The sequence below is a fragment of the Inhella inkyongensis genome (assembly GCF_005952805.1).
Taxonomy (GTDB): domain Bacteria; phylum Pseudomonadota; class Gammaproteobacteria; order Burkholderiales; family Burkholderiaceae_C; genus Inhella; species Inhella inkyongensis.
On record NZ_CP040709.1, the window covers coordinates 2,120,366 to 2,141,693 of the forward strand.

At 66.3% G+C, this 21,328-nt stretch carries 18 protein-coding genes and 2 riboswitches; of the genes, 8 read left to right on the forward strand and 10 right to left on the reverse strand.

All coding sequences use genetic code 11. The annotated features are described in order from the left end of the window. Positions 1 to 52 precede the first annotated feature (52 nt). From FF090_RS10110 to FF090_RS10140, 7 genes are all read left to right on the forward strand, one after another. Positions 53 to 514 (forward strand): CBS domain-containing protein, encoded by a 462-nt coding sequence (locus FF090_RS10110; protein ID WP_138856606.1) that lies wholly within the window; start codon positions 53 to 55, stop codon positions 512 to 514. Between the two features lie 78 nt (positions 515 to 592). Next, on the forward strand, positions 593 to 1,693 hold the full coding sequence (aroC, locus tag FF090_RS10115) for a chorismate synthase (RefSeq protein ID WP_138856607.1): 1,101 nt from the start codon (positions 593 to 595) through the stop codon (positions 1,691 to 1,693). A 3-nt stretch (positions 1,694 to 1,696) separates the two neighbouring features. Beyond that, positions 1,697 to 2,086, forward strand: a complete 390-nt coding sequence (locus FF090_RS10120) for a tautomerase family protein (RefSeq protein WP_138856608.1) — start codon at positions 1,697 to 1,699, stop codon at positions 2,084 to 2,086. A gap of 22 nt (positions 2,087 to 2,108) precedes the next feature. Next, positions 2,109 to 3,158 (forward strand): aspartate-semialdehyde dehydrogenase, encoded by a 1,050-nt coding sequence (locus FF090_RS10125; RefSeq protein WP_138856609.1) that lies wholly within the window; start codon positions 2,109 to 2,111, stop codon positions 3,156 to 3,158. Positions 3,159 to 3,292: 134 nt separating this feature from the next. Beyond that, a complete protein-coding gene (locus FF090_RS10130) occupies positions 3,293 to 4,516 on the forward strand; it encodes an efflux RND transporter periplasmic adaptor subunit (protein ID WP_138856610.1) in 1,224 nt (407 codons plus the stop codon). Positions 4,517 to 4,527: 11 nt separating this feature from the next. Next, positions 4,528 to 7,758 carry an efflux RND transporter permease subunit gene (locus FF090_RS10135; RefSeq protein WP_138856611.1) on the forward strand — a complete coding sequence of 1,077 codons (3,231 nt, stop codon included), beginning with the start codon at positions 4,528 to 4,530 and terminating at the stop codon, positions 7,756 to 7,758. Between the two features lie 81 nt (positions 7,759 to 7,839). Beyond that, positions 7,840 to 9,651, forward strand: a complete 1,812-nt coding sequence (locus tag FF090_RS10140) for a serine/threonine protein kinase (protein ID WP_138856612.1) — start codon at positions 7,840 to 7,842, stop codon at positions 9,649 to 9,651. A 33-nt stretch (positions 9,652 to 9,684) separates the two neighbouring features. On the opposite strand, the gene FF090_RS10145 is transcribed toward FF090_RS10140, so the two are convergent. The 4 genes from FF090_RS10145 to gcvT all read right to left on the reverse strand — a co-directional run bounded on the left by FF090_RS10145 (position 9,685) and on the right by gcvT (position 15,610). After that, positions 9,685 to 11,073, reverse strand: a complete 1,389-nt coding sequence (locus FF090_RS10145) for an L-serine ammonia-lyase (protein ID WP_138856613.1) — start codon at positions 11,071 to 11,073, stop codon at positions 9,685 to 9,687. Between the two features lie 11 nt (positions 11,074 to 11,084). Beyond that, the gene (gene gcvP / locus FF090_RS10150; protein ID WP_138856614.1) at positions 11,085 to 13,994 is read right to left on the reverse strand and encodes an aminomethyl-transferring glycine dehydrogenase; all 2,910 of its coding nucleotides are present in this window, start codon (positions 13,992 to 13,994) and stop codon (positions 11,085 to 11,087) included. Positions 13,995 to 14,073: 79 nt separating this feature from the next. After that, positions 14,074 to 14,448, reverse strand: a complete 375-nt coding sequence (gcvH, locus tag FF090_RS10155) for a glycine cleavage system protein GcvH (RefSeq protein ID WP_138856615.1) — start codon at positions 14,446 to 14,448, stop codon at positions 14,074 to 14,076. Between the two features lie 28 nt (positions 14,449 to 14,476). Continuing rightward, positions 14,477 to 15,610, reverse strand: coding sequence for a glycine cleavage system aminomethyltransferase GcvT (gene gcvT, locus FF090_RS10160; protein ID WP_138856616.1), 1,134 nt, complete (start codon positions 15,608 to 15,610; stop codon positions 14,477 to 14,479). 57 nt (positions 15,611 to 15,667) lie between these two features. Continuing rightward, positions 15,668 to 15,767, reverse strand: a riboswitch (glycine riboswitch). Positions 15,768 to 15,777: 10 nt separating this feature from the next. Beyond that, a riboswitch (glycine riboswitch) is annotated at positions 15,778 to 15,886 on the reverse strand. A 30-nt stretch (positions 15,887 to 15,916) separates the two neighbouring features. On the opposite strand from gcvT, the gene FF090_RS10165 reads away from it, so the two are divergent. Further along, entirely contained in the window at positions 15,917 to 16,531 is a 615-nt protein-coding gene (locus tag FF090_RS10165; RefSeq protein WP_138856617.1) for a GNAT family N-acetyltransferase, read from the forward strand. Between the two features lie 923 nt (positions 16,532 to 17,454). Here FF090_RS10165 and FF090_RS10170 read toward each other — a convergent pair. The 6 genes from FF090_RS10170 to tmk form a co-directional block, all read right to left on the reverse strand. Beyond that, complete coding sequence (locus FF090_RS10170) at positions 17,455 to 17,697, reverse strand: hypothetical protein (RefSeq protein WP_138856618.1); 243 nt, start codon at positions 17,695 to 17,697, stop codon at positions 17,455 to 17,457. Positions 17,698 to 17,777: 80 nt separating this feature from the next. Next, a complete protein-coding gene (locus FF090_RS10175; protein ID WP_138856619.1) occupies positions 17,778 to 18,479 on the reverse strand; it encodes an ankyrin repeat domain-containing protein in 702 nt (233 codons plus the stop codon). Continuing rightward, on the reverse strand, positions 18,476 to 19,264 hold the full coding sequence (locus FF090_RS10180; RefSeq protein WP_138856620.1) for a TatD family hydrolase: 789 nt from the start codon (positions 19,262 to 19,264) through the stop codon (positions 18,476 to 18,478). Before FF090_RS10180 ends, FF090_RS10175 begins: the two co-directional genes overlap by 4 nt. 41 nt (positions 19,265 to 19,305) lie before the next feature. Then, the gene (locus tag FF090_RS10185) at positions 19,306 to 19,686 is read right to left on the reverse strand and encodes a PilZ domain-containing protein (protein ID WP_138856621.1); all 381 of its coding nucleotides are present in this window, start codon (positions 19,684 to 19,686) and stop codon (positions 19,306 to 19,308) included. Positions 19,687 to 19,727: 41 nt separating this feature from the next. Beyond that, positions 19,728 to 20,714: a DNA polymerase III subunit delta' gene (gene holB, locus FF090_RS10190; RefSeq protein WP_175423610.1), complete on the reverse strand. Its 987-nt coding sequence runs from the start codon at positions 20,712 to 20,714 to the stop codon at positions 19,728 to 19,730. After that, positions 20,714 to 21,328 carry a dTMP kinase gene (gene tmk, locus FF090_RS10195; protein ID WP_138856623.1) on the reverse strand — a complete coding sequence of 205 codons (615 nt, stop codon included), beginning with the start codon at positions 21,326 to 21,328 and terminating at the stop codon, positions 20,714 to 20,716. Before tmk ends, holB begins: the two co-directional genes overlap by 1 nt.

Consider the following 21,328-nt stretch of genomic DNA (forward strand, 5'->3'; position numbering starts at 1 on the left):
ATGTTGGCGTCAAGCTTTCTCCACCCCTTTTCATAGCTCTGGGAGTGCTTTCATGAAGGTCGCCGACATCCTCCGCGTCAAAGGCAACACGCTCTTCACTGTGGGGCCGGATTCCCCGCTGGCCGATGCCGTGACGGCCATGGCCGAACGCGACATTGGCTCGCTGGTGGTGATGGAACTGGGGGATCTGGTCGGCATGCTGACCTTCCGCGAGGTCATTGCCGCCGTGGTCAAGAACGGCGGCACCGTGGGCAGCAGCCAGGTGCGCAGCGTGATGGACGACCATCCGCTGACCTGCACCCCCGAGACCGAGATCGACGAAGTGCGCCGCATGATGCTGGGTCGCCATGCACGCTACATGCCGGTGCTCAATGGCAAGACCTTGATGGGGGTGATTTCCTTCTACGACGTGGCCAAGGCCGTGGTGGATGCGCAGGACTTCGAGAATCGCATGCTCAAGGCCTATATCCGCGACTGGCCGGTGGAAGAGGGCGCTGAAGAACCCAAGGCCTGAGCCTTCTTGCTGGCCGCAGCAAGGGTCGCCTGGAGGCGGCCCTTGTGCTTTTTAGAATGCCTCGATGAGTGGAAGCACATGAGTGGAAGTACCTTCGGGCGTTGGTTCGCCGTCACCAATTTCGGCGAGAGCCATGGCCCGGCCATAGGCTGCGTGATCGATGGCTGCCCGCCCGGGATGGCCCTGAGCGAGGCCGATATTCAGCCCGACTTGGATCGGCGCAAACCGGGCACCAGTCGCCATGTCACCCAGCGCCAAGAAGGCGACCGGGTGGAGATCTTGTCCGGCGTTTATGAAGGCCAGACCACGGGCACGCCCATCGCGCTGCTGATCCGCAATGAGGACCAGCGCAGCAAGGACTACGGCAATCTGCTCGACACCTTCCGCCCCGGTCATGCGGACTACAGCTACTGGCGCAAGTACGGGCTGCGTGACCCGCGCGGCGGTGGCCGGTCCTCGGCCCGCCTGACCGCGCCCATGGTGGCCGCCGGTGCGGTGGCGAAGAAATGGCTGCAGCAGCAATACGGCACCACCGTGCGCGGCTGCATGGTGCAACTGGGCGAGATCGAGATCCCCATCGAAGACTGGGCGCAGACGGCGCACAACCCCTTCTTTGCTGCCACGCAGCGGGGATTGCCCGAGCTCGAGGCCTATATGGACGCTCTGCGCAAGAGCGGCGATTCGGTGGGCGCCAAACTGCGCGTGGAGGCCCAGGGCGTTCCGCCGGGTTGGGGCGCACCGCTCTTTGACAAACTCGACGCCCAAATCGCCTACGCCATGATGGGCATCAATGCGGTCAAGGGTGTGGAAATTGGCGACGGCTTTGGTGTGGTGGCCCAGCGCGGCAGCCTGCATGGCGATGAACTGCACCCTGACGGCTTTGCCAGCAACCATGCCGGTGGCGTGCTCGGTGGCATCAGCAGCGGCCAAGATCTGGTCGTGAGCATCGCCATCAAACCCACCAGTTCCATCCGCCTAGAAAAGGCCAGCATCAATCGCGCCGGCGAGCCCACCACGGTGGTGACCCACGGACGCCACGACCCCTGCGTGGGCATCCGCGCCACGCCCATCGCCGAAGCCATGCTGGCCCTGGTGCTGATGGACGCGGCACTGGAACAGCGAGCCCAGGGTGCGGACGTCTGCCTGCCCATCTCCCCGGTGCCCGCTAGCCGGCCCTGATCGATGCCTGTTGCCAAGATCGAAGTGCGCCGCAGTCGCGCACCCCATGAAGTGCAGGCCTTGATCGAGGCCGTCTACCAGGCCCAGCGCGAGGCCCTGAAGGTGCCGGAAGACGACCGCCAGATTCGCTACATCGAGCACCGCCCCGAGCACTTCGCGGTGCCTCCGGGCAGGAGCGAGAACTACACCTTTGTGGAAATCCTGCTCTTCCCCGGCCGCTCGCTGGACGCCAAGCGGCGGCTCTACGCGAGTATCGTGCGGCGCTTTGGCGAATTGGGCATCGCCCCGCACGATGTCTTCATCGTGCTCCAGGAGCCTGCTCTGGAGAATTGGGGCATCCGAGGTGGACAGGCTGCGGTCGATGTCGAGCTGGGCTTTGAGCTCAAGGTCTGAACCTCCAACCAGGAGATAGAGGGTGAATTCGCTGCTGCAGCATGAGCGGGGCTGGTCCGTCGGTGTAGTGGGTGCCACGGGGGCGGTGGGCCGGCTGATGCGAGAGCTCCTGATCGAGCGCGGCTTCCCGCTGCGTTCGCTGCGCCTGTTTGCCTCAGCTCGCTCGGCAGGCACGCATCTACGCTGGGGGGATGCGGACATCGTGGTGGAAGACGCTGCCACGGCCGACTATCGTGGCCTGGACTTGGTGTTCTTCTCCGCCGGGGGCGACACCTCCCGCCTTCTGGCACCCAAGGTGGCGGCAGCCGGTGCGGTGGTGATCGACAACTCTTCGGCTTGGCGAGCGGACCCCGATGTGCCCCTGGTGGTGGCTGAGGTCAATGCGGACGATCTGCGGCATCGGCCCAAGGGCATCATCGCCAATCCCAACTGCACCACCATGGCCGCCATGCCGGTGCTTAAGCCGCTGCACGATGCCGCAGGTTTGAAGCGCCTGACCGCCAGCAGCTACCAGGCCGTTTCAGGCGCGGGCCTGGCCGGTGTGGAAGAGCTGTTGACCCAGCTGCGCGCGGCGACCGATCAACTGGAAGCCTTGGTCCAGAACGGCCGGGCGGTGGACTTTCCTGCGCCCAAGAAATGGCAGGTCCCCATCGCCTTCAATGTCGTGCCCTTGAACTATGTGCGCAAGGAAGGCGGCTTCACCGAGGAGGAGCTCAAGCTGCGTGACGAGACCCGGCGCATCTTGGGCCTGCCTGACCTGCCGGTGGCCGGCACCTGCGTGCGCGTGCCGGTGCTGACCTCGCATTCCCTGAGTCTGCATGCTGAGTTCGATCGCCCCATCAGCGTGGCCCAGGCCGAGGCCCTGCTGACGCGGGCGCCGGGTGTTCGTCTATGCGAAGTTCCCAATGCCTTGGACGCCACCGGTGTGGATGAAGTGCTGGTCGGTCGGGTACGTCAGGATCCCACGGTGCCCCATGGGCTGATGCTCTTCGTCAGTGGCGACAACCTGCGCAAGGGCGCCGCCTTGAACGCCGTGCAGTTGGCCGAGGCGCTCTGGCAACAGGCCGGTTGAGCCTGCACAGGGTCCTCTGTCTGTCCGGCGCGGGCGCATTCCAGGCGCCCAAGCCTGCAACTCGTCGACTGACTTCTGGACTTCCATCACAGCCTGCCTAGCATCGCCCCGTTTTCCTATATCAGGGGCCCGAGATGCTGCTGCAGACCCAGAACAAGTCCCAAGTTCACAAGACCCAAACTCAAAAGCGCTGGTGGATCGGCGGCGGACTCAGCGCGCTGGCGCTGGCCATCGCGGCCGGTGTGGCCGTTGGTGCAGGCAAGAACGAGGCCAAGCCCGAGGGCAAGCAGGCCAAAAAGGACGAAGTCAAGACGGTGCGCTTCAGCCCGGCGGAGGTGGTGCAGCCGCAGGCTCAAAAGCTGGCCGCGCAGATCGAATTCAGTGGGCCCTTGGTCGCCCCCAATACCGCCATCGTGCGGGCCAAGTCGGGTGGGGTGCTGCTGAACCTGGCGGCCCAAGAGGGCAGCCGCGTCAAGGCCGGACAGTCCCTGGGCAGCCTGGACCTGGAGGACCTGCGCCAGCGCGTGGCCGAACGTGCAGCCACTGTGGAAGCCGCGCGTGCCCAGGCCTTGCAGGCCGAGCGCAGCTTCAACGCCAATGACGGGCTGGCCCGCCAGAACTTCATTGCGCCGACCGCGCTGGACAACAGCCGCAGCCAGCTCGACACCGCCCGTGCGCAGCTGGCCGCAGCCCAGGCCCAGCTGCAGACCGTGCAAGTGGCGCTGCGTCAATCCACGTTGACCGCACCCATCAGCGGTTGGGTGGCCAAGCGCCACGCCGTGCCGGGTGAAAAGCTGCAGCTGGAGCAGCCGGTCGTCACCGTGGTGGACCTGAGCCAGCTGGAGCTGGCCGGCCTGGTGGGCACGCACGAGGTGGCGCGCCTGAAGCCCGGCATGACGGCCCAGCTGCAAATCGAGGGTCAGGCCGAGCCGGTGACCGCCAAGCTGAGCCGCATCAATCCGGCCGCCGAGCCGGGCACGCGCTCCATTGGCGTGATCCTCAGCGTGCCCAATGCGGCCGAACACCTGCGCGCCGGCCAGTACGCCGTGGCCCGCGTCACTTTGGACGATCCGGAACCGCGCCTGACCCTGCCGGTCAGCGCGCTGATGGGATCGGCCGGCCAACAGGCGGTATGGGTGATCGACAAGGGTGAGCTCAAGCGCCGCCTGGTGACCACCGGCCGCCAGGACGCCAAAGAAGGCCGGGTCGAGATCCTGGCCGGGGTCGACGCCACCGCCCAGGTGCTGGCCGCGCGCTACGACAACCTGCGCGAGGGCAGTAAGGCCCTGATCGACACGGCCAAGTCCGACGACGCCAGTAAGGCCAAAGTGGCCGCGCTGAGCACGGTCCAGCGCTGAGGGGGCATGCCATGTGGATGACCCGCGTTTCCATCAACAACCCTGTCTTTGCCACCATGGTCATGGTGGCCCTGTGCGTGCTGGGTCTGTTTGCCTTCAATCGCCTGGGTGTTGAACAGATGCCCGAGATCAGCTTGCCCGGCGCCTGGATCGACGTGCGCTACCCCGGAGCCGGTCCGGATGCGGTCGAGCGCGAAGTGGCGAAGACCCTGGAGGAAGCGGTCAACACCATCGCCGGGGTGAAACGCATTCAGTCGCGCAGCTTTGAAGGCCGCGCACAGATGAGTGTCGAGTTCACGCTCGACACCAATATGGACCGGGCCATGCAGGACCTGCGTGATCGCGTGGCCCTGGCGCAGGCGGCCTTCCCCCGCGATGTGAAGCCCCCCATGATCAATCGCTTCCAAGAGGGCAATCAGCCCGTGATGGTGGCGGCGCTGATCAGCCCCAATCGTTCGCTGCGCGAGCTCTCGCTGATGGCGGAGCAGACCGTGGTCAAGCGCATCCAGCGCGCCGAGGGCGTGGCGGTGGTGGGCCTCTCGGGCCAGGCCAGCCGCGAAGTCCGCATCGATCTGGACCCGCAGCGCCTGCGCGCATACGGCGTGACGGTGGCCGAGATTGCCCAGGCCCTGCGCGAGGCCAATGGCGACCAGGCCATCGGCTTGCTGAGCGATCGGCAGCTCGAGTCCGCCCTGCGCCTTGAGGGACGCATCAAAGACCCGCGCGCCTTCAACTACGTGGTGGTGGCGCGGCGCGGCAATCTGGCCCTGACTCTGGGAGATCTGGGCGTCCTGAGCGAGCGCGAGCGTGAGCCTGACAGCCTGTCGCGCATCGATGGCAAGCCGGCCATCACCTTCAACGTCTTCAAACAGCAAGACGCCAATGTCGTGAAGGCCGGCGAGGCCGTCAAAGAGGCCCTGGCCGATCTGCGCAAGACCCTACCGGCCGACGTTGAGCTGCGCGAGATCTGGGCCAGCTCGGACTTTGTGAAAGGCTCGCTGGATGGCCTCAAGCACACCCTGATCGAGGGCGCGCTGCTGACCATCGCCATCGTCTTCCTGTTCCTGCACAGCTGGCGCTCCACCGTCATCACCGGGCTGACCCTGCCGATCGCGGTGATCTCCAGCTTCATCGCCGTCTATGCGTTTGGCTTCACGCTGAACTTCATGACCATGATGGCGCTCTCGCTCGTGATCGGTCTTTTGATCGACGACGCCATCGTGGTGCGCGAGAACATCGTGCGCCATGTGGCCATGGGCAAGAGCCACCGCCAGGCGGCCTTTGACGGCACCAACGAAATTGGTCTGGCCGTGCTGGCCACCACCTTTGCCATCTGCGCGGTGTTCGTGCCCGTGGCCTTCATGGGCGGGGTGATCGGCAAGTTCTTCTACCCCTTTGGCATCACGGTGGCGGTGGCGGTGCTGGTGAGTCTGTTTGTCAGCTTCACGCTGGACCCCATGCTGTCGGCCGTCTGGCACGACCCCGGCGCCGCCCCCATGCGCCGCTGGCGCGTGGTGGGCCCGGCCATTGGCTGGCTGCTGGACACCAGCGACCGGATGATGGATGCGCTGCACCGCGTATACGAGCGCAGCATTCGCTGGGCCTTGGGCACCAAGCGGTATCGCGTGTTCGTGCCGCCCATTCCTGTCTACGCCCGGCCCTTTGATGCCGAAAACCGCCGCGACAAGACCCAGGCCCGCCGCTGGCGCCTGGCGACCCTGACGCCACGCGGCCTGGTCATGTGGGGTGCCACGGCCAGCTTTGTGGTGGCCATTGGTCTGGCCGGCGTGGTGGGTAGCGAGTTCGTACCCGAGACCGACCAAGGCTTCACGCAAATCAATCTGCGCATGCCCACCGGCTCCAGCCTGGAGCGCACCAATGCCAAGGTGCTGCAGGTCGAGGCCATCGTGGCAGCCATGCCCGAGGTCAAGACCATCTCCACCACCGTGGGCGCCAGCGGCGAAGGCTTTGCAACGGGGCGCGCTCAGGCTTCGCTGCAGATCGCGCTGAAGGACAAACGTGAGCGCAAGCGCTCGCAGAAAGAGTTCGAGGCCGAGGTGCGCAAGGCGATCGAGCAGGTGGCGGGCGTGGAACTCAGCGTCGGCTGGGGCAAGCCCATCTATGTGGCCATTCTGGGCAATGACAGCGAGGCCCTGGCGCGTGTGGCCGAAGAGTTCGCCGCCAAACTGCGCAAGGTCAAGGGCGCCGTGGACGTGGAGACCACCTCCAAGCCGGGCCTGCCCGCCTATGCCGTGCGCCTGAAGGACTCGGCCGCGCGTGAGCTGGGCCTGACCGCCCCGCAACTGGCCAATGCGCTGCGCACCTATGTGAATGGCGACGCCGCAACGTTCTGGACCGCCCCCGATGGCGCCCAGGTGGAGGTGAATCTGCGCCTGCCCAAGGAAATGCGCGAGCGCGTGGACCAAATGGCCAAGCTGCCCGTGGCCTATGCCCGCGACGGCTCACCCATTGCGCTGGACCAAGTGGCCACCATTGAGCCGGTGTTCAACCCCGAGGTGATCCGACGTCAGAACCTGCAACGTCGCGAGGCCATCATCGCGGGCGTCAATGGTGCCAGCGTGGGTGAGGTCAGCGCAGCCGTGGACAAGCTCATCAAGGAAACCGAGTTGCCCCCGGGCCTGAGCTTTGACATCGGCGGCCAGAGCAAGGAGCAGGCCGAAGCCTTCAGCGGTCTGCTCCAGGCCATGGCCCTGGCGGCGATCTTCATCTACATCGTGCTGGCCAGCCAGTTCGGCAGCTTCATCCAGCCCTTGGCCATCATGGCCAGCCTGCCGCTGGCGTTGATCGGGGTGATGCTGGCCTTGCTGCTGTGGAACTCGACGCTGAACGTGTTCTCGATGATCGGTCTGGTGATGCTGATGGGCCTGGTGACCAAGAACGCCATCCTGCTGGTCGACCGCGCCAATCAGATGCGCAAGGCGGGTCTGTCGGTCGTGGAAGCCCTGGTGGAGGCCGGCCTGACGCGCATGCGTCCGATCGTGATGACCACCGCGGCCATGGTGTTCGGCATGCTGCCCCTGGCCCTGGCGCTCAACGACGGCGGCGAGATCCAGGCACCCATGGGCCGAGCCATCATCGGCGGGGTGATCACCTCGACCTTGCTGACCCTGGTGGTGGTGCCGGTGCTCTACAGCTACCTGGTGCGTGGCAAGAAGGCCGTGTCAGCGGCTGACCTGAACCAGCCGGTGTCGCTCGGCCTCAGTCCCGCCGACGACAAGTAGTCACCGGCACTCAGATGAGGGCACCCGCGGAGGCGGGTGCCTTCTTCATTGAGGTAAGGTGTCGCCCCTTGCCGAGGATCCATGAGCGACACCGTCCCCCCCCTGATCGATGAACCCAATGCCTTGCCAGCCGGCACGCGCTTTGGTGAGCTGGAAATCCTGCGCGTGCTGGGTGTGGGCGGCTTTGGCATCGTCTATCTGGCCATGGATCATGCGCTGGAGCGGCAGGTCGCCATCAAGGAATACATGCCGTCGCAGTTGGCGCAGCGCCAGCAAAGCACGACGGTGGTGGTGCGCTCTTCGCAAGTGGTCGAAACCTTTGAACTGGGCCTGCGCAGCTTCGTGAACGAGGCGCGCATGCTGGCGCGCTTTGACCACCCCTCGCTGCTCAAGGTCTATCGCTTCTGGGAAGCCAATGGCACCGCCTATATGGTGATGCCATACCTGCAGGGCAAAACCCTGAAGCAGGTGCGCGAGGCCAGTGGGGACGCGCCGGGCGAGGCCTGGATCATGAAACGCGTGTTGCCCTTGATCGAGGCGCTGGAGTTGTTGCATGCCGAGCAGGTGTTCCACCGCGACATCGCACCCGACAACATCCTGCTTCCCAGCGATGGGGCCGACCCCATCCTGCTGGACTTTGGCGCGGCCCGCCGCGTGATCGGCGACCGCACGCAGAGCCTGACTGCCATCTTCAAGCCCAGTTACGCGCCCATCGAGCAATACGGCGAGACCACCCAGCTGCGCCAAGGCGCCTGGACCGATGTGTACTCGCTGGGTGCGGTGCTGCACTATTTGTTGGTGGGCACACCGCCGCCCCTGGCTACCACCCGTGCGGTGGTAGACGAGATGGTGCCGCTGGCGCAACGGCGCGACTGGCCCATGCACTCGCGCCATTTCCGTGCAGCCATTGATTGGGCGCTCTCGGTTCGCCCCAGCATGCGGCCCCAGTCCATGGCGGAAATGCGCGATGCGCTGATGGGCGACCGCACGCTGCCGGTGGTGCGGCCCAATCTGCCGCCACCTGCTGATAAGGGCTCCAGCGTCGCGGCAGCGTTACCGTCTGCCGCACCGGCGCCAATGGCCGCCGACCAGGGTTACGAGTTCACGCAGATCTTGCCGGCAGCGGCCGTCATGGATCAGGCGGTGACGCAGCCGCTGCACCAGGCCCCCCCAGTCGCTGCAGTGCAGAGTCCGGCGTCCGCTTCGGCACCGAAGCCTGCGCCACAACCCGCAGCGGCAGCCCCAGCACCCCAGACCGCCAAGTCGGGCCCCCTTTCTGTTGCAGGGGCCTTGCCCAGCCAAGACCACAAGGAAGTGGCCAAGGGCCTGCCCAAGGCATGGTGGTGGGGTGCGGGCGCCTTGGGCCTGGTGCTGTTGACCAGCTTTTGGTGGGTGTTGGTCAGTCGACCGGCTGGCCCGCCAGGCGCCGAATCTGCTGATCTGACCCACGCGGACGCGGCCAGCGCGCCCTCTTCGGCTGCGGTGACCGCGGCCTCGACTCCTGCAACGCAGACCAGCGCCGTTCCTGTCGTGCCGCCGACGGTTCAGACAGGGAAGGCCGGTGCGGTCGCCGGGCTGGAGTCCACTGGCAAGTCGCCGGCCTCGGCGATCACTGCTCCCAAATCGGTGGCATCCGCTGAACCCGCCGCATCAAGGCCGCCTGCGGCCCGATTGCCGCGCCTGGCCAAGCCTGAACCGGCTGTGGCGCAACCCGCTGTTCAGGCCGAGCCTGAGACTGCTGTGGGTCATGAAGATCCGCGTGCTGCCTGTGGCGACCGGGTCTTCATCGCACTGTGGCGCTGCATCGAGCGCAATTGCGAAGAACCACGTTACCGCGAGCACGCCGAGTGCGTGACTCTGCGGGAGCGCCGCGAACGCCGGGAACGGCGCTAGCGGTGTGAGCGGCACACAGTGCCGCCCCCGCGCTCAACACTCGACGATATTGACCGCAAGACCGCCGCGGGCGGTTTCCTTGTACTTGGTCATCATGTCGGCACCGGTGTCGCGCATGGTCTTGATGACCTTGTCCAGGCTGACAAAGTGCGTGCCGTCGCCGCGCAGGGCCATGCGGGCGGCATTGATGGCCTTGACCGAGGCGATAGCGTTGCGCTCGATGCAGGGGATCTGGACCAGGCCGCCCACCGGATCGCAGGTCAGGCCCAGGTGGTGCTCCATGCCGATCTCGGCGGCGTTTTCCACCTGCTCGGGCGTGCCGCCCATCACCGCGCACAAGGCGCCGGCGGCCATCGAACAGGCCACGCCCACCTCGCCCTGGCAACCCACCTCGGCGCCGCTGATGCTGGCGTTTTCCTTGTAGAGGATGCCGATGGCGGCGGCGGTGAGCAGGAAGTCGACCACGCCGTCCTCGGTTGCCCCATGGAAGAAGCGCGAGTAGTAGTGCAACACCGCCGGCACGATGCCGGCCGCGCCGTTGGTGGGCGCAGTGACCACGCGGCCGCCAGCGGCGTTTTCCTCGTTGACCGCCAGGGCGTAGAGGTTGACCCAGTCCATCACCTGCAGCGGATCGCGCAGCGCGGCCTCGGGGTTGGCGGTGAGTTGGGCATGCAGATCGGCGGCGCGCCGCTTGACCTTGAAGCCACCGGGCAGGATGCCCTCGGTCTTGCAGCCGCGCGTCACGCAGTCCTGCATCACCTGCCAGATTTTCAAGAGGCCGGCGCGGGTCTCGGCATCCGGCCGCCAGTGGGCCTCATTGCGCCGCATGATCTGGGCGATCGACAGTCCGTGCCGTTTGGCCTGGGCCAGCAACTCATCGCCGGTCTTGAAGGGGTAGGGCAGGACGGTGGCATCGGGTGCGATCACCTTTTGCTTGCTGCCGTCGGCAGCCACCTCGTCGCTGACGATGAAGCCGCCGCCCACCGAGTAATAGACCCGGTTGGCGATCTCCTGGCCCGCTGAATCGAAGGCCAGGCAGCGCATGCCATTTGCATGGAAGGGCAGGGACTCGCGGCGTTTGAAGATCAGGTCGGTGGACTCAACGAAGCCCACATCCTTCTGGCCCACCACACTGAGTCGACCGCCGCGAATCGTGTCCAGATAGGTCGGGATGGCCTCGATGTCCACCGTGTCCGGCTCATGCCCGGCCAGGCCCAGCAGCACGGCTTTGTCGCTGCCATGACCCTTGCCGGTGGCACCCAGAGAACCGTAGAGGATCACCTGGACACGCGCCACATCCTCCAGCAAGCCCTCGCTGGCCAAGCGCAGGCCGAAGAGGCGCGCCGCGCGCATCGGGCCCACAGTGTGGCTGCTCGATGGGCCGATGCCGATCTTGAAGAGGTCGAAAACCGACACGGCCATGGCGCGGCTCCTTAGTTGGCGGGGCTGGCTTGCTCGTCGGCGAATTCCGACATCGGCACGCAGCTGCAGAACAGATTGCGGTCACCGTAGACGTTGTCCACCCGGCCCACCGGCGCCCAATACTTGGCGCGACGCAGCGACGGCACCGGGAAGGCGGCCACTTCGCGGCTATACGCATGGGCCCACTCGTTGGCGCTGCAGACCAGGGCGGTGTGCGGTGCATGGATGAGCGGGTTGTCTTCGCGGCTGAGCTTGCCAGCCTCCACATCTGCGATCTCGTGGCGGATCTGGATCATCGCGTCGATGAAGCGATCCAGCTCATAGCGCGACTCGCTCTCAGTGGGTTCGACCATCAGCGTGCCAGCCACCGGGAAGGAAAGTGTGGGGGCGTGGAAGCCGTAGTCGATCAGGCGCTTGGCCACGTCTTCGGCGCTCACGCCGCTGCTGTCCTTCAGGGGGCGCAGGTCCAGGATGCACTCATGCGCCACGCCACCGCCCTTGACGCCGGCAATGCCGCCGCTGAAGTGGATGTCGTAGTGCCCGCTCAGGCGCGCGGCGATGTAGTTGGCCGACAGGATGGCGGTCTCGGTGGCCTTTTGCAGGCCATCGGCGCCCATCATGCGGATGTACATCCAGCTGATCGGCAGCACGGCGGCGTTGCCCAGCGGCGCGGCCGAAACGGCACCGATATTGGTGTCTGCGCCCAGGCCCGCCGTGCGGTGTGCCGGCAAGAAGGGCACCAGATCTTCGACCACGCAGACCGGGCCCACGCCCGGGCCGCCGCCGCCGTGAGGGATGCAGAAGGTCTTGTGAAGGTTCAGGTGCGACACATCGCCACCGAACTGGCCCGGGGCCGCCACGCCCACCAGGGCGTTCATATTGGCGCCGTCCACGTACACCCGGCCGCCATGGGCTTTAACCATGGCGCAGATCTCCTTCACATGGGTGTCGAACACGCCATAGGTGGAGGGGTAGGTGATCATGATGGCGGCCAGCTTGGCGGCGTACTGCTCGCACTTGGCCTGCAAGTCGGCGAGGTCGATGTTGCCTTCCTTGTCGCACTTGGTCACCACCACCTGCATGCCCACCATCTGGGCCGAAGCCGGGTTGGTGCCGTGGGCCGATTCGGGGATCAGGCAGATATTGCGGTGCGCCTCACCCCGGCTGGCGTGCCAGGCCTGGATGGCCAGCAGACCGGCGTACTCACCCTGCGAGCCGGCATTGGGCTGCAGGCTGATGCCCGAATAGCCGGTGGCCTGGCAGAGCCAACCGGTGAGCAGCTCGTTCAGCTCGGTGTAGCCGGCCAGCTGGTCTTGAGGGGCGAAGGGATGGATTTGCGCGAATTCGGGCCAGGTGATGGGGATCATCTCCGAGGTGGCGTTCAGCTTCATCGTGCACGAGCCCAGCGGGATCATGGCGCGGTCCAGCGCCAGGTCCTTGTCCGAGAGGCTGCGGATGTAGCGCAGCATCTCGGTTTCGCTGTGGTGGGTGTTGAACACCGGGTGCGTCAGATAGGCCGAACTGCGACGCAGATGGGCGGGGATCAGGCTGTCCACCGTCTCGGCGATCGCGGCCAAATCCAGTTGGCTGCTTGCAGCGCCAGGTGCGAACCAGGACCACAGCGCTTCCACGTCAGCGCGGGTGGTGGTCTCGTCCAGGGCCACGCTGACGTGCTGGCGGCTCAACTGGCGCAAATTGGCGCCATCGGCCAGCGCGCGGGCCATCACGGCGGCGGCGTCGCATTCGACGGTGATGGTGTCAAAGGCGTGCGGGGTGACTACCTTGACGCCGGCTTGGCTCAGGCCCTGGGCCAGCACGGCGGCGAAACGGGCCACGCGCTCGGCGATGCGCTTGAGTCCCTGCGGGCCGTGATAGACCGCGTACATCGAGGCCACGACGGCCGGCAGCACCTGGGCGGTACAGATGTTGGAGGTGGCCTTTTCGCGGCGGATGTGCTGCTCGCGGGTCTGCAGGGCCAGGCGGTAGGCCGGGTTGCCTTGCGAATCCTTGGACACACCGACCAAGCGGCCGGGCATGGAGCGCTTGAAGGCGTCCTTGCAAGCCAGATAGGCGGCGTGCGGGCCGCCGCAGCCCATGGGCATGCCGAAGCGCTGGGTGTTGCCCACCACGATGTCGGCGCCGAACTCGCCCGGGGCTTGGATCAGGGTCAGGGCCAGCAGGTCGGCACAAGCGATCAGGGCGGCACCGACGGCATGCACGGCCTCGGCCGTGGCCTTCAGGTCATGGATCAGGCCGGTGGTGCTGGGGTATTGGCAGACGACGGCGAAGTAGTCGCCGTCCTTCATCAGGTCCGGGGCCATGCCCACGTCCACCGTCAGACCCAGCGGAGCGCAGCGGGTGCGGATGACTTCGATGGTCTGCGGGTGTACATCGCCGGCCACGACCAGGCGGTTGCTCTTGGACTTCACCGAGCGCTTGGCCAGGGTCACGGCCTCGGCGGCCGAGGTGGCTTCGTCCAGCATGGAGCCGTTGGCGATGTCCATGCCGGTCAGGTCGCAGACCATGGTCTGGAAGTTCACCAAGGCTTCCATGCGGCCCTGCGAGATCTCGGCCTGGTAGGGCGTGTAGGCGGTGTACCAGGCGGGGTTCTCGAGGATGTTGCGCAGGATCACGCCGGGCGTGTGGGTGCCGTAATAGCCCTGGCCGATGAAGCTCTTGAGCACTTGGTTCTTGCCGGCCAATTCCTTCAGCTCGGCCAAGGCCTGCTGCTCGGTGCAGGCCGGCGGCAGGTCCATGGCGTTGCCGCGGCGAATGCTGGCAGGCACCACCGCATCGATCAGCGCGGCGCGCGAGCCCACGCCGATGGCGGCGCACATGGCGGCTTCGTCAGCGGCGTCGGGGCCGATGTGGCGGGCGTGGAATTCGGTGGCGTCTTCAAGCAGGTGCAGCGGCGTGGGCATGGCGCGGTCTCGGCAGTTCTCGGCAAATACGAGTCGGCCCACCAAACAGGCGGGCCGAGGGTTCAGCGGGGCAGGGCGATCAGCTGTTCTTCAGCAGGTCGTCGTAGGCGGTGCTGTCCATCATGGCGTCCAACTCGGCCGGGTTGGCCAGCTTGACCTTGAAGAACCAGCCGGCCTTGAGCGGGTCGGTGTTGGCCAGGGCGGGGTCGGCGCGCAGGCCTTCGTTGACTTCGACGATCTCGCCGGTCACCGGCATGTAGACGTCAGCGGCGGCCTTGACCGACTCGACCACGCCGGCGATTTCCTTCGGCGCATAGCTCTTGCCGATTTCAGGCAGGTCCACGAACACCACATCGCCCAGGGCGTCCTGAGCGTGGTGGGTGATGCCGACGGTGGCGGTGCCGTCGCCGTGAACTTCGATCCACTCGTGGTCGGGGGTGTACTTGATGGTCATGTCGGTGCTCCTAAGAAATGGAAAGGGTTCAACCGCGGAAATAGCGTTGCGGGGCGAAAGGCATGGCGGCGACCTTCATGGCCACCCGCTTGTCGCGCACCAGCGCGAAGACTTCGGTGCCGATGGCCGCATGGCTGCTGGCCACATAGCCCATGGCCACCAGATGGCCGACCGTGGGGCCCAGGGTGCCGCTGGTGACGGTGCCGAGTTCAACGCCTTCGGCACTTACCAGCTTGGCGCCCTCGCGCACCGGCATCTTTTCGTTCGAGACCAGACCCACGCGCTTGCGCTGCACCGGGCTGGGTTGGGCCGCCTGGGTATTGGGCAATTGCGGGTCGATCACCGCATAGCCGGGGTAGCCACCGGCACGCGCGCCGCCACTGCGACGCACCTTCTGGATCGCCCAGGTCAACGCAGCTTCCGCCGGGGTGGTGGTGGTGGTGATGTCGTGGCCGTAGAGGCAAAGGCCCGCCTCCAGGCGCAAGGTGTCGCGCGCGCCCAGTCCGATGGGCTTGACCTCGGGTTGGTCCAGCAACAAGCGCGCCACGGCCATGGCGTCGCGTTCGTGGATGGAGATCTCGTAGCCGTCTTCGCCGGTGTAGCCGCTGCGGGTGATGAAGGCCTCAAAGCCATCGATCTTGAAGAAGCCGCCGTCCATGAAGACCATCTTTTCGACGCCGGGTGCCAGACGGGACAGGGCGGTGACGGCCTGTGGGCCTTGCAGTGCCAACAGCGCACGCTCCGGGCTCTCGATGACCTCGCAGCGGCTGCTGAGGTGCTTCCTAATGTGGGCGGTGTCCTGCACCTTGCAGCCGGCGTTGACCACCACGAACAGGTCGTCGGGCCGGCGGCAGACCATCAGGTCGTCGAGGATGCCGCCGTTCTCGTCGGTGAAGAGCGCATAGCGCTGCTTGAAGACTGGGAGGTCAATGATGTCGACCGGCACCAGGGTTTCCAGTGCGGCGGCGGCATCGGGACCGACCAGGCGCAACTGGCCCATGTGCGAGACATCGAACAAGCCCGCGGCCGTGCGGGTGTGGCGGTGCTCGGCCAGGATGCCTTCGCGGTATTGCACGGGCATGTCATAGCCGCCAAAAGGCACCATCTTGGCGCCGAGTTCGACGTGCAATGCGTGCAGCGGGGTCTTGAGCAGGGTGGTCATCGCGGAGCCTCACAGGGACAAGTCGTCATAAGGCGCAACCCCGTCGGGATGCACCGGCTTGCCCTCGCTGTCCGCTTTACCTGAGAGATTGGCAGGTCGCCCCGCTTGCCCCTTCGGTGGGCGGCCTGATGGCTCGCCTCTCTCCAGCTCGGAACGTGCGCTTGCGCGCACGGTACCCAGTCCTTTTGCCTGAGCGTTCGGCCCTGCAAGTCACCTTGCAAAGCCTGCGCCTTCGGCGGCCCGCCAATTGAACGGACTCTCTCCTGAGCGGCGCGGATTCTAGGCGGCGTCGCTATCCTGCCGATCATGGATGAGAAAACTTTTTCGCCCACGGAGTGGGCGCTTCGTCCGACGCGATTGACTTGCGATCGAGGACGCGCCGTCGCCCTGGGCACCGAGGACGCGCCCCAGCTGCAGGCCTTCCTGGATCTCAACCCACGCTACAGCCAGATCGTCGCCGGCCGCCCTTGGCTGCCGGACGAGGCCCTTCAGGAACTGACTGAGACGCCGCCACCTGATTGGCCTCAAGGGCGAACCTGGAAGCTCGCATTGCTGGGGCCTGATGGCGACTGCCAGGGTTTGCTGGTCTATAGCGAGGATTTGCTGGCCCACGGCGTCTGGCATTTGGGCTTGCTTTTGATCGATGAACGTCTACAGCGTCAAGGCCTTGCGCGCCACTGGGTGGATGCCTTCGAGCGCCATGCCCGCGCTTGCGGTGCGCGCTGGGTGCGCCTGGGTGTGGTTGTGGGTAATGCGCCGGCCGAAGCCTTTTGGAGTGCGAGGGGTTGGGCTGAAGCCAAGCGACGGGAGGGTGTTCAGATTGGTGAGCTGGTGCAGGACCTGAGGGTGATGGTCAAGCCCTTGGCTGGCGATGCAAACCTCGACGAGTATCTGGAGCTCGTGAGCCGGGACAGGCCCTAATGCGCGGCTCTGCGGTCGATGGGCATTCGGCTTCTCGTCGCGTGTTTCGGGCAAGGGTTTTGGCGGGGAGTAGTTGGCTTGTGTTCTTGTCTGTAAGGGCATACAGTGCTGGTATTGCATCCAGCCAGGAGTCCTCATGTATCCCTTGTTGCGCCAAAACTATCAGCCCAAGCCTCAGTACCTCCCGCGTTGGGCGCGCTGGATTTGGGCTTGGTGTTGAGCAACTCAATGCCCGCGGCGGGCTCCAGTGCTTCTCGTTGAGTTGAGAGGTCGGGAGTCGGCGCCTCGCGGCCAGGCACGACTCACCCATGTGCCAGCCAAACGAGAGGGGTGAGGCTCCGGCGGATCTAGGGGACGTCCAAAGGCAAACGGACGTCCTCACCCTGAGCGCAAATCATCTGGGTCTGCGTGTCCAAGTTGGTTTACATAATGCACATTGTCGCCATGTTGGATAGGGAGTGATGGGGGCTCAGCCAGCGACGCCCGCCCTAACGGCAAAGCAAGCAGATCAAGCACCGGTTCAAGCCCCAGCAGGAAATGGCTGAGCACGGACGGTCGCAGCGGGGTCTAAAGCTTGACCGAATCGCCGAAAGGCGTTGAGGCCTTTGGCTCAGGCGACTGCAAACCACTTTCGGCTGGAACAACCCAGGGCTGGGGCTCTGCGGGCCGCTGCAGCAGGTAGCGATCCGCCAACCAGGAACCCAGACACAGAAGGCCGATCCAAAACGCCAGCGGCCAGAACAGAGCCTTGAGCTCGGGCAATCCGCCCGATCGAATCGGCGGTTTGTTTGCCGTCGCGCTTGGCGGCAGCCCATGATCCCCCCCGTCCCGCGGGTTCTCCTTCACGACGTTGTGATCCTGAGTGCCCATTGATCTCCCTCTTGCCAGGATTGTGGCCCGGTGCGGGCCCTGGGCCGGAGCGCTCAGTGCGGTTCGCCGATGTCCACTTCCATGGCCTCGTCCTCAGGCAACTCCGAGTCCAGCCAGGCATCGAAGTCCGCGCAGGCCGAAGCGGCTGAGCCACTCAAGGGAATCAAGGGGCGATCCAAGGGCCGGTAAATGCGGCTGCGAAGACGGGCCAAGCGTTCAGAAGCGGCCACCTCGCGGGCCACGCCCTCAGGGTCCAGCAGCAAGGCAAAGGGATCGCCGAGATGGGAGTGCAACATGATGAGGCCTTTCAAAGTGATGGCCTCACTGTAGGAATGCATGCAGGCTGGCAACAGAGGGCCTGCGCCCAAGGGTCTTGTCAGGGTTTTGCTGACACCGTGTCAGGCTCGCGCAGCCCCAGGCGGCGCATGGCTTCGGCTTTGCCTGCGCGGCGTCCAAAGTCCCAGGGGCTGAACCCCAGGTCGTTGCGGGCGTTCCAGTTGGCGCCGCGCGCGAGCAGCATGACGGCTGTGTCCAGGCTGCCGTAGCCCAGGGCCATCATCAGCGGGGTTGTGCCGTTGGTTGATCGGGCATCCAGTTCGGCGCCCTGCTCCACCAGCCACTTGGCCACGCCGTTGTCCGGTCCGCTGCCGGCGTAATGCAGGGCGGACCAGCGGCGTTCTCCGCGTTGCGGGTCGATGGCGGCCCCGCGGGCCACCAGCGCCTGCGCCCAGTCCAGGCGCCCGCGCAGGGCGGCAATCATCAGCGGCCGCTCGTCGTTGTCATTGACGGCCTCGACGTCGGTACGCGGCTCGGCCAACAAGGCCTTGACGGATTTGGCCGACTCCTGCATCAGCGCCCAATGCAGGGGGCGCTGGCCCTTGTCATTGCGCACATTGGGATCCTGCCCGGCACGCAGCATCTCGGCCACGGCCGCGCCACTGTCGATGTCGATGTAGCGAAACAGGGTCAACACCGGATCGTTCCAGGCCTGGGACCACGCGGGCGGAACCGCCAGGGCGGCCCCCAAGGCTCCGAGTACCCCCAATGCGCCATTTGCCAGTGCGTTCCTGCGCTTCACGCCTGCGCCTCCGGCAGCCCAAACAGGGCTCGCGCGTTGGCGCTGGTTTGCGCGGCCACAGCTTCCAGCGGTTGGGCCCACAGCGCTGCCAGCTGCGCCGCCACATGGGGCACATAGGCCGGCTGATTGAGCTTGCCTCGGTAGGGCACCGGGGCCAGATAGGGGCTGTCGGTCTCGATCAGCACCCGGTCCTGCGGCATGGCGCGCGCCACCTCGCGCAAGTCAGCCGCATTCTTGAAGCTCAGGATGCCGCTGAAGGAGATGTAAAAGCCCAGATCCACCACCGAGCGCGCAACCGCCAGGTCTTCGGTGAAGCAGTGGAAAACACCGCGCGCACGGCCCTGCCCTTCCTCGCGCAGGATGGCCAGGGTGTCTGCCGCGCTGGAGCGGGTGTGGATCACCAGCGGGAGATCGGCCTGCACGGCCGCGCGGATATGCACCCGAAAGCGCTCGCGCTGCCACTCCATGTCGGCCAGGCTGCGGCCGTTCAAGCGGTAGTAGTCCAGGCCGGTTTCGCCGATGGCGCGCACGCGCGGATGTTGCGAAGCCTGCAGCAACTCGGCCACATCGGGCTCATGCACGTCTTCGTTGTCAGGGTGCACGCCCACGCTGGCCCACAACTCGGGGTGTTGCTCGGCCAGGCTGAGGACGGTGGGGAACTCTTCCATCGTGGTGCAGATGCACAGCGCCTGATGCACCCGCGCGGCGCGCATGGCGGCCAGCAGGTCGGGCAGTTGCTGGCGCAACTCGGGGAAGCTCAGATGGCAGTGAGAGTCGATGAACATGGTCGCAGCCCCCGCGCGAGCATTGGGGGCAAGAGCCCGCCTCAGATGGTCTGGGTGGGCTTGGAAGACGAAATGCTGGTGCCCAAGATCTCCTCGATCTTGTGCTTGATCTGGCGCGTCTTCTCGTCGCTGGGGAAACGCACCCCGATGCCCTGCGTGCGACCACCGGCCGCATTGGGCGGCGTCACCCAGGCCACCTTGCCGGCCACGGGATAACGTGCGGCGTCATCGGGCAAGGCGATCAGCAGATAGACGTCTTCGCCCAGCCGGTAGTCGCGCGTGCTGGGCACGAACAAGCCGCCATCCGTGAACAGCGAGATGTAGGCCGCGTAGAGGGCGCCCTTTTCCTTGAACACCAGCTGGATGACGCCGGGCCGGCCGGCACCGGCCACGGCCGTATTGGGGAGTTTGGTATCGCTCACGGCGGCGAGTGTAGTGGTGGGTCTGAGGCCGGCGGGCTGGGCTATCCCTTGGCCGGCCGCAGGCCGGCCTGCGCCTGGGCCGCCAGGGTGTCGAGCCACAGGCCCGGGGTCAGCGGATGCTCACCCTTGGCACGCGCCTGGCGCAACTCCTGCGCCCAGCGCTGTAGGGCTTCGGCCTTGGCCGGCGGTGGCAGGCTGGCGCCATCGAAGTAGAGCGCGGCCTGGCCATGCGCACGGCGCAATTGGTCATGGGCCAGCCGTGCCAACAGGTCGATGAGCGTGGGCAGCCCCAGGGCTTCATGGGCGCTCAGATCGCCCTGCTGAGCGTCCGTCACCAAGGCCGCCAGGCGTTGCGTATTCAAACCGGCGCTGTGCCAGCTCAAGGCCTGGCCGGGTCGGCCGGCTGAAAGGCTCAGCAGCGTTTGCGCGTCTGCCGCGGGCAGGCCTTGATGGGCCAGCCACTGGGTGGCCTGCGCGGCGCTGGGGGCCTCCAGCTGCAGCACCTGGCAGCGCGATCGAATGGTGGGCAAGAGTTCGTCTGGCGCGGCGCAGCTCAGCACAAAGCGCAAGGCGCCGCCCGGCTCTTCCAGGGTCTTGAGCAAGGCATTGGCCGCAACGGTATTGAGGGCCTCGGCCGGGTGGATGCCCACCACCTTGCCCTGGCCCCGGCCGCTGGTGGAAATGCTGAAGTCCAGCATCGCCCGCACTTCGTCGATGCGGATTTCCTTGCTCGGTTTGGCCTTGCCTTCGGCCGGTGCCTCCTCGAAGCCAAGCTGCACGCGCAAGGCAGCCGGCAGCAGCCAGCGCTCATCGGGGTGGCTGCGCTGCGCCACCAGATGGCAGGAGGCGCAGTGGCCGCAGGCCGGTGTGCCGGGTGCATGGTCCTCGCACAACCAGGCTTGGCTGAGCGCGCGGGCCAACTCGAACTGCCCCAGTCCCGCCTGGCCGGTGATCAACACCGCGTGGGTCTTGCCCAGGCTGAGTGCCTGCTGCAAGGCGCCCTGCAGGAAATCCGGCAGCGGGGCCATCACCAGCCGCGCTCCTGCAGGGCCGCCGCCAGTTGAGCACCGACGGCGGACACGGCTTGCCCAGCGTCAAGGCGCACAAAGCGCTCGGGCTCGGCGGCGGCACGGCGCGCATAGGCGTCCCGGACGCGCTCGAAGAATTCCAGATCCTGGGCTTCAAAGCGGTCGGCGTCGCGCGCTGCCGCGCGGCGTCGGGCGGCTTCTGCAGGGTCCAGGTCAAACCACAAGGTCAGGTCCGGGCGGCGACCCGCGACGGTCCATTGCTCCAGGGTTTCCAACTGCTCCCAGGCCACGCCACGGCCGCCGCCCTGGTAGGCAAAGCTGGCATCGGCAAAGCGGTCGCACAGCAGCACGCGGCCGGCCGCTAGCGCCGGCTCCAGCACGGTCAGCCAATGGTCACGCCGGGCACCGAACACCAGCAGGGCCTCGGTCAGCGGGTCCATGCTTTGGTGCAGCACCAGTTCTCGCAGGGTCTCGGCCAGGGGCGTGCCACCGGGCTCGCGGCTGCGCAGCACGTCGGCGCCACAGGCACGCAGACGGGCCTCCGTGGCTTCCAAATGGGTGGACTTGCCGGCACCGTCGATGCCTTCGAAGCTGATGAAGCGAGGGGGAGTCAC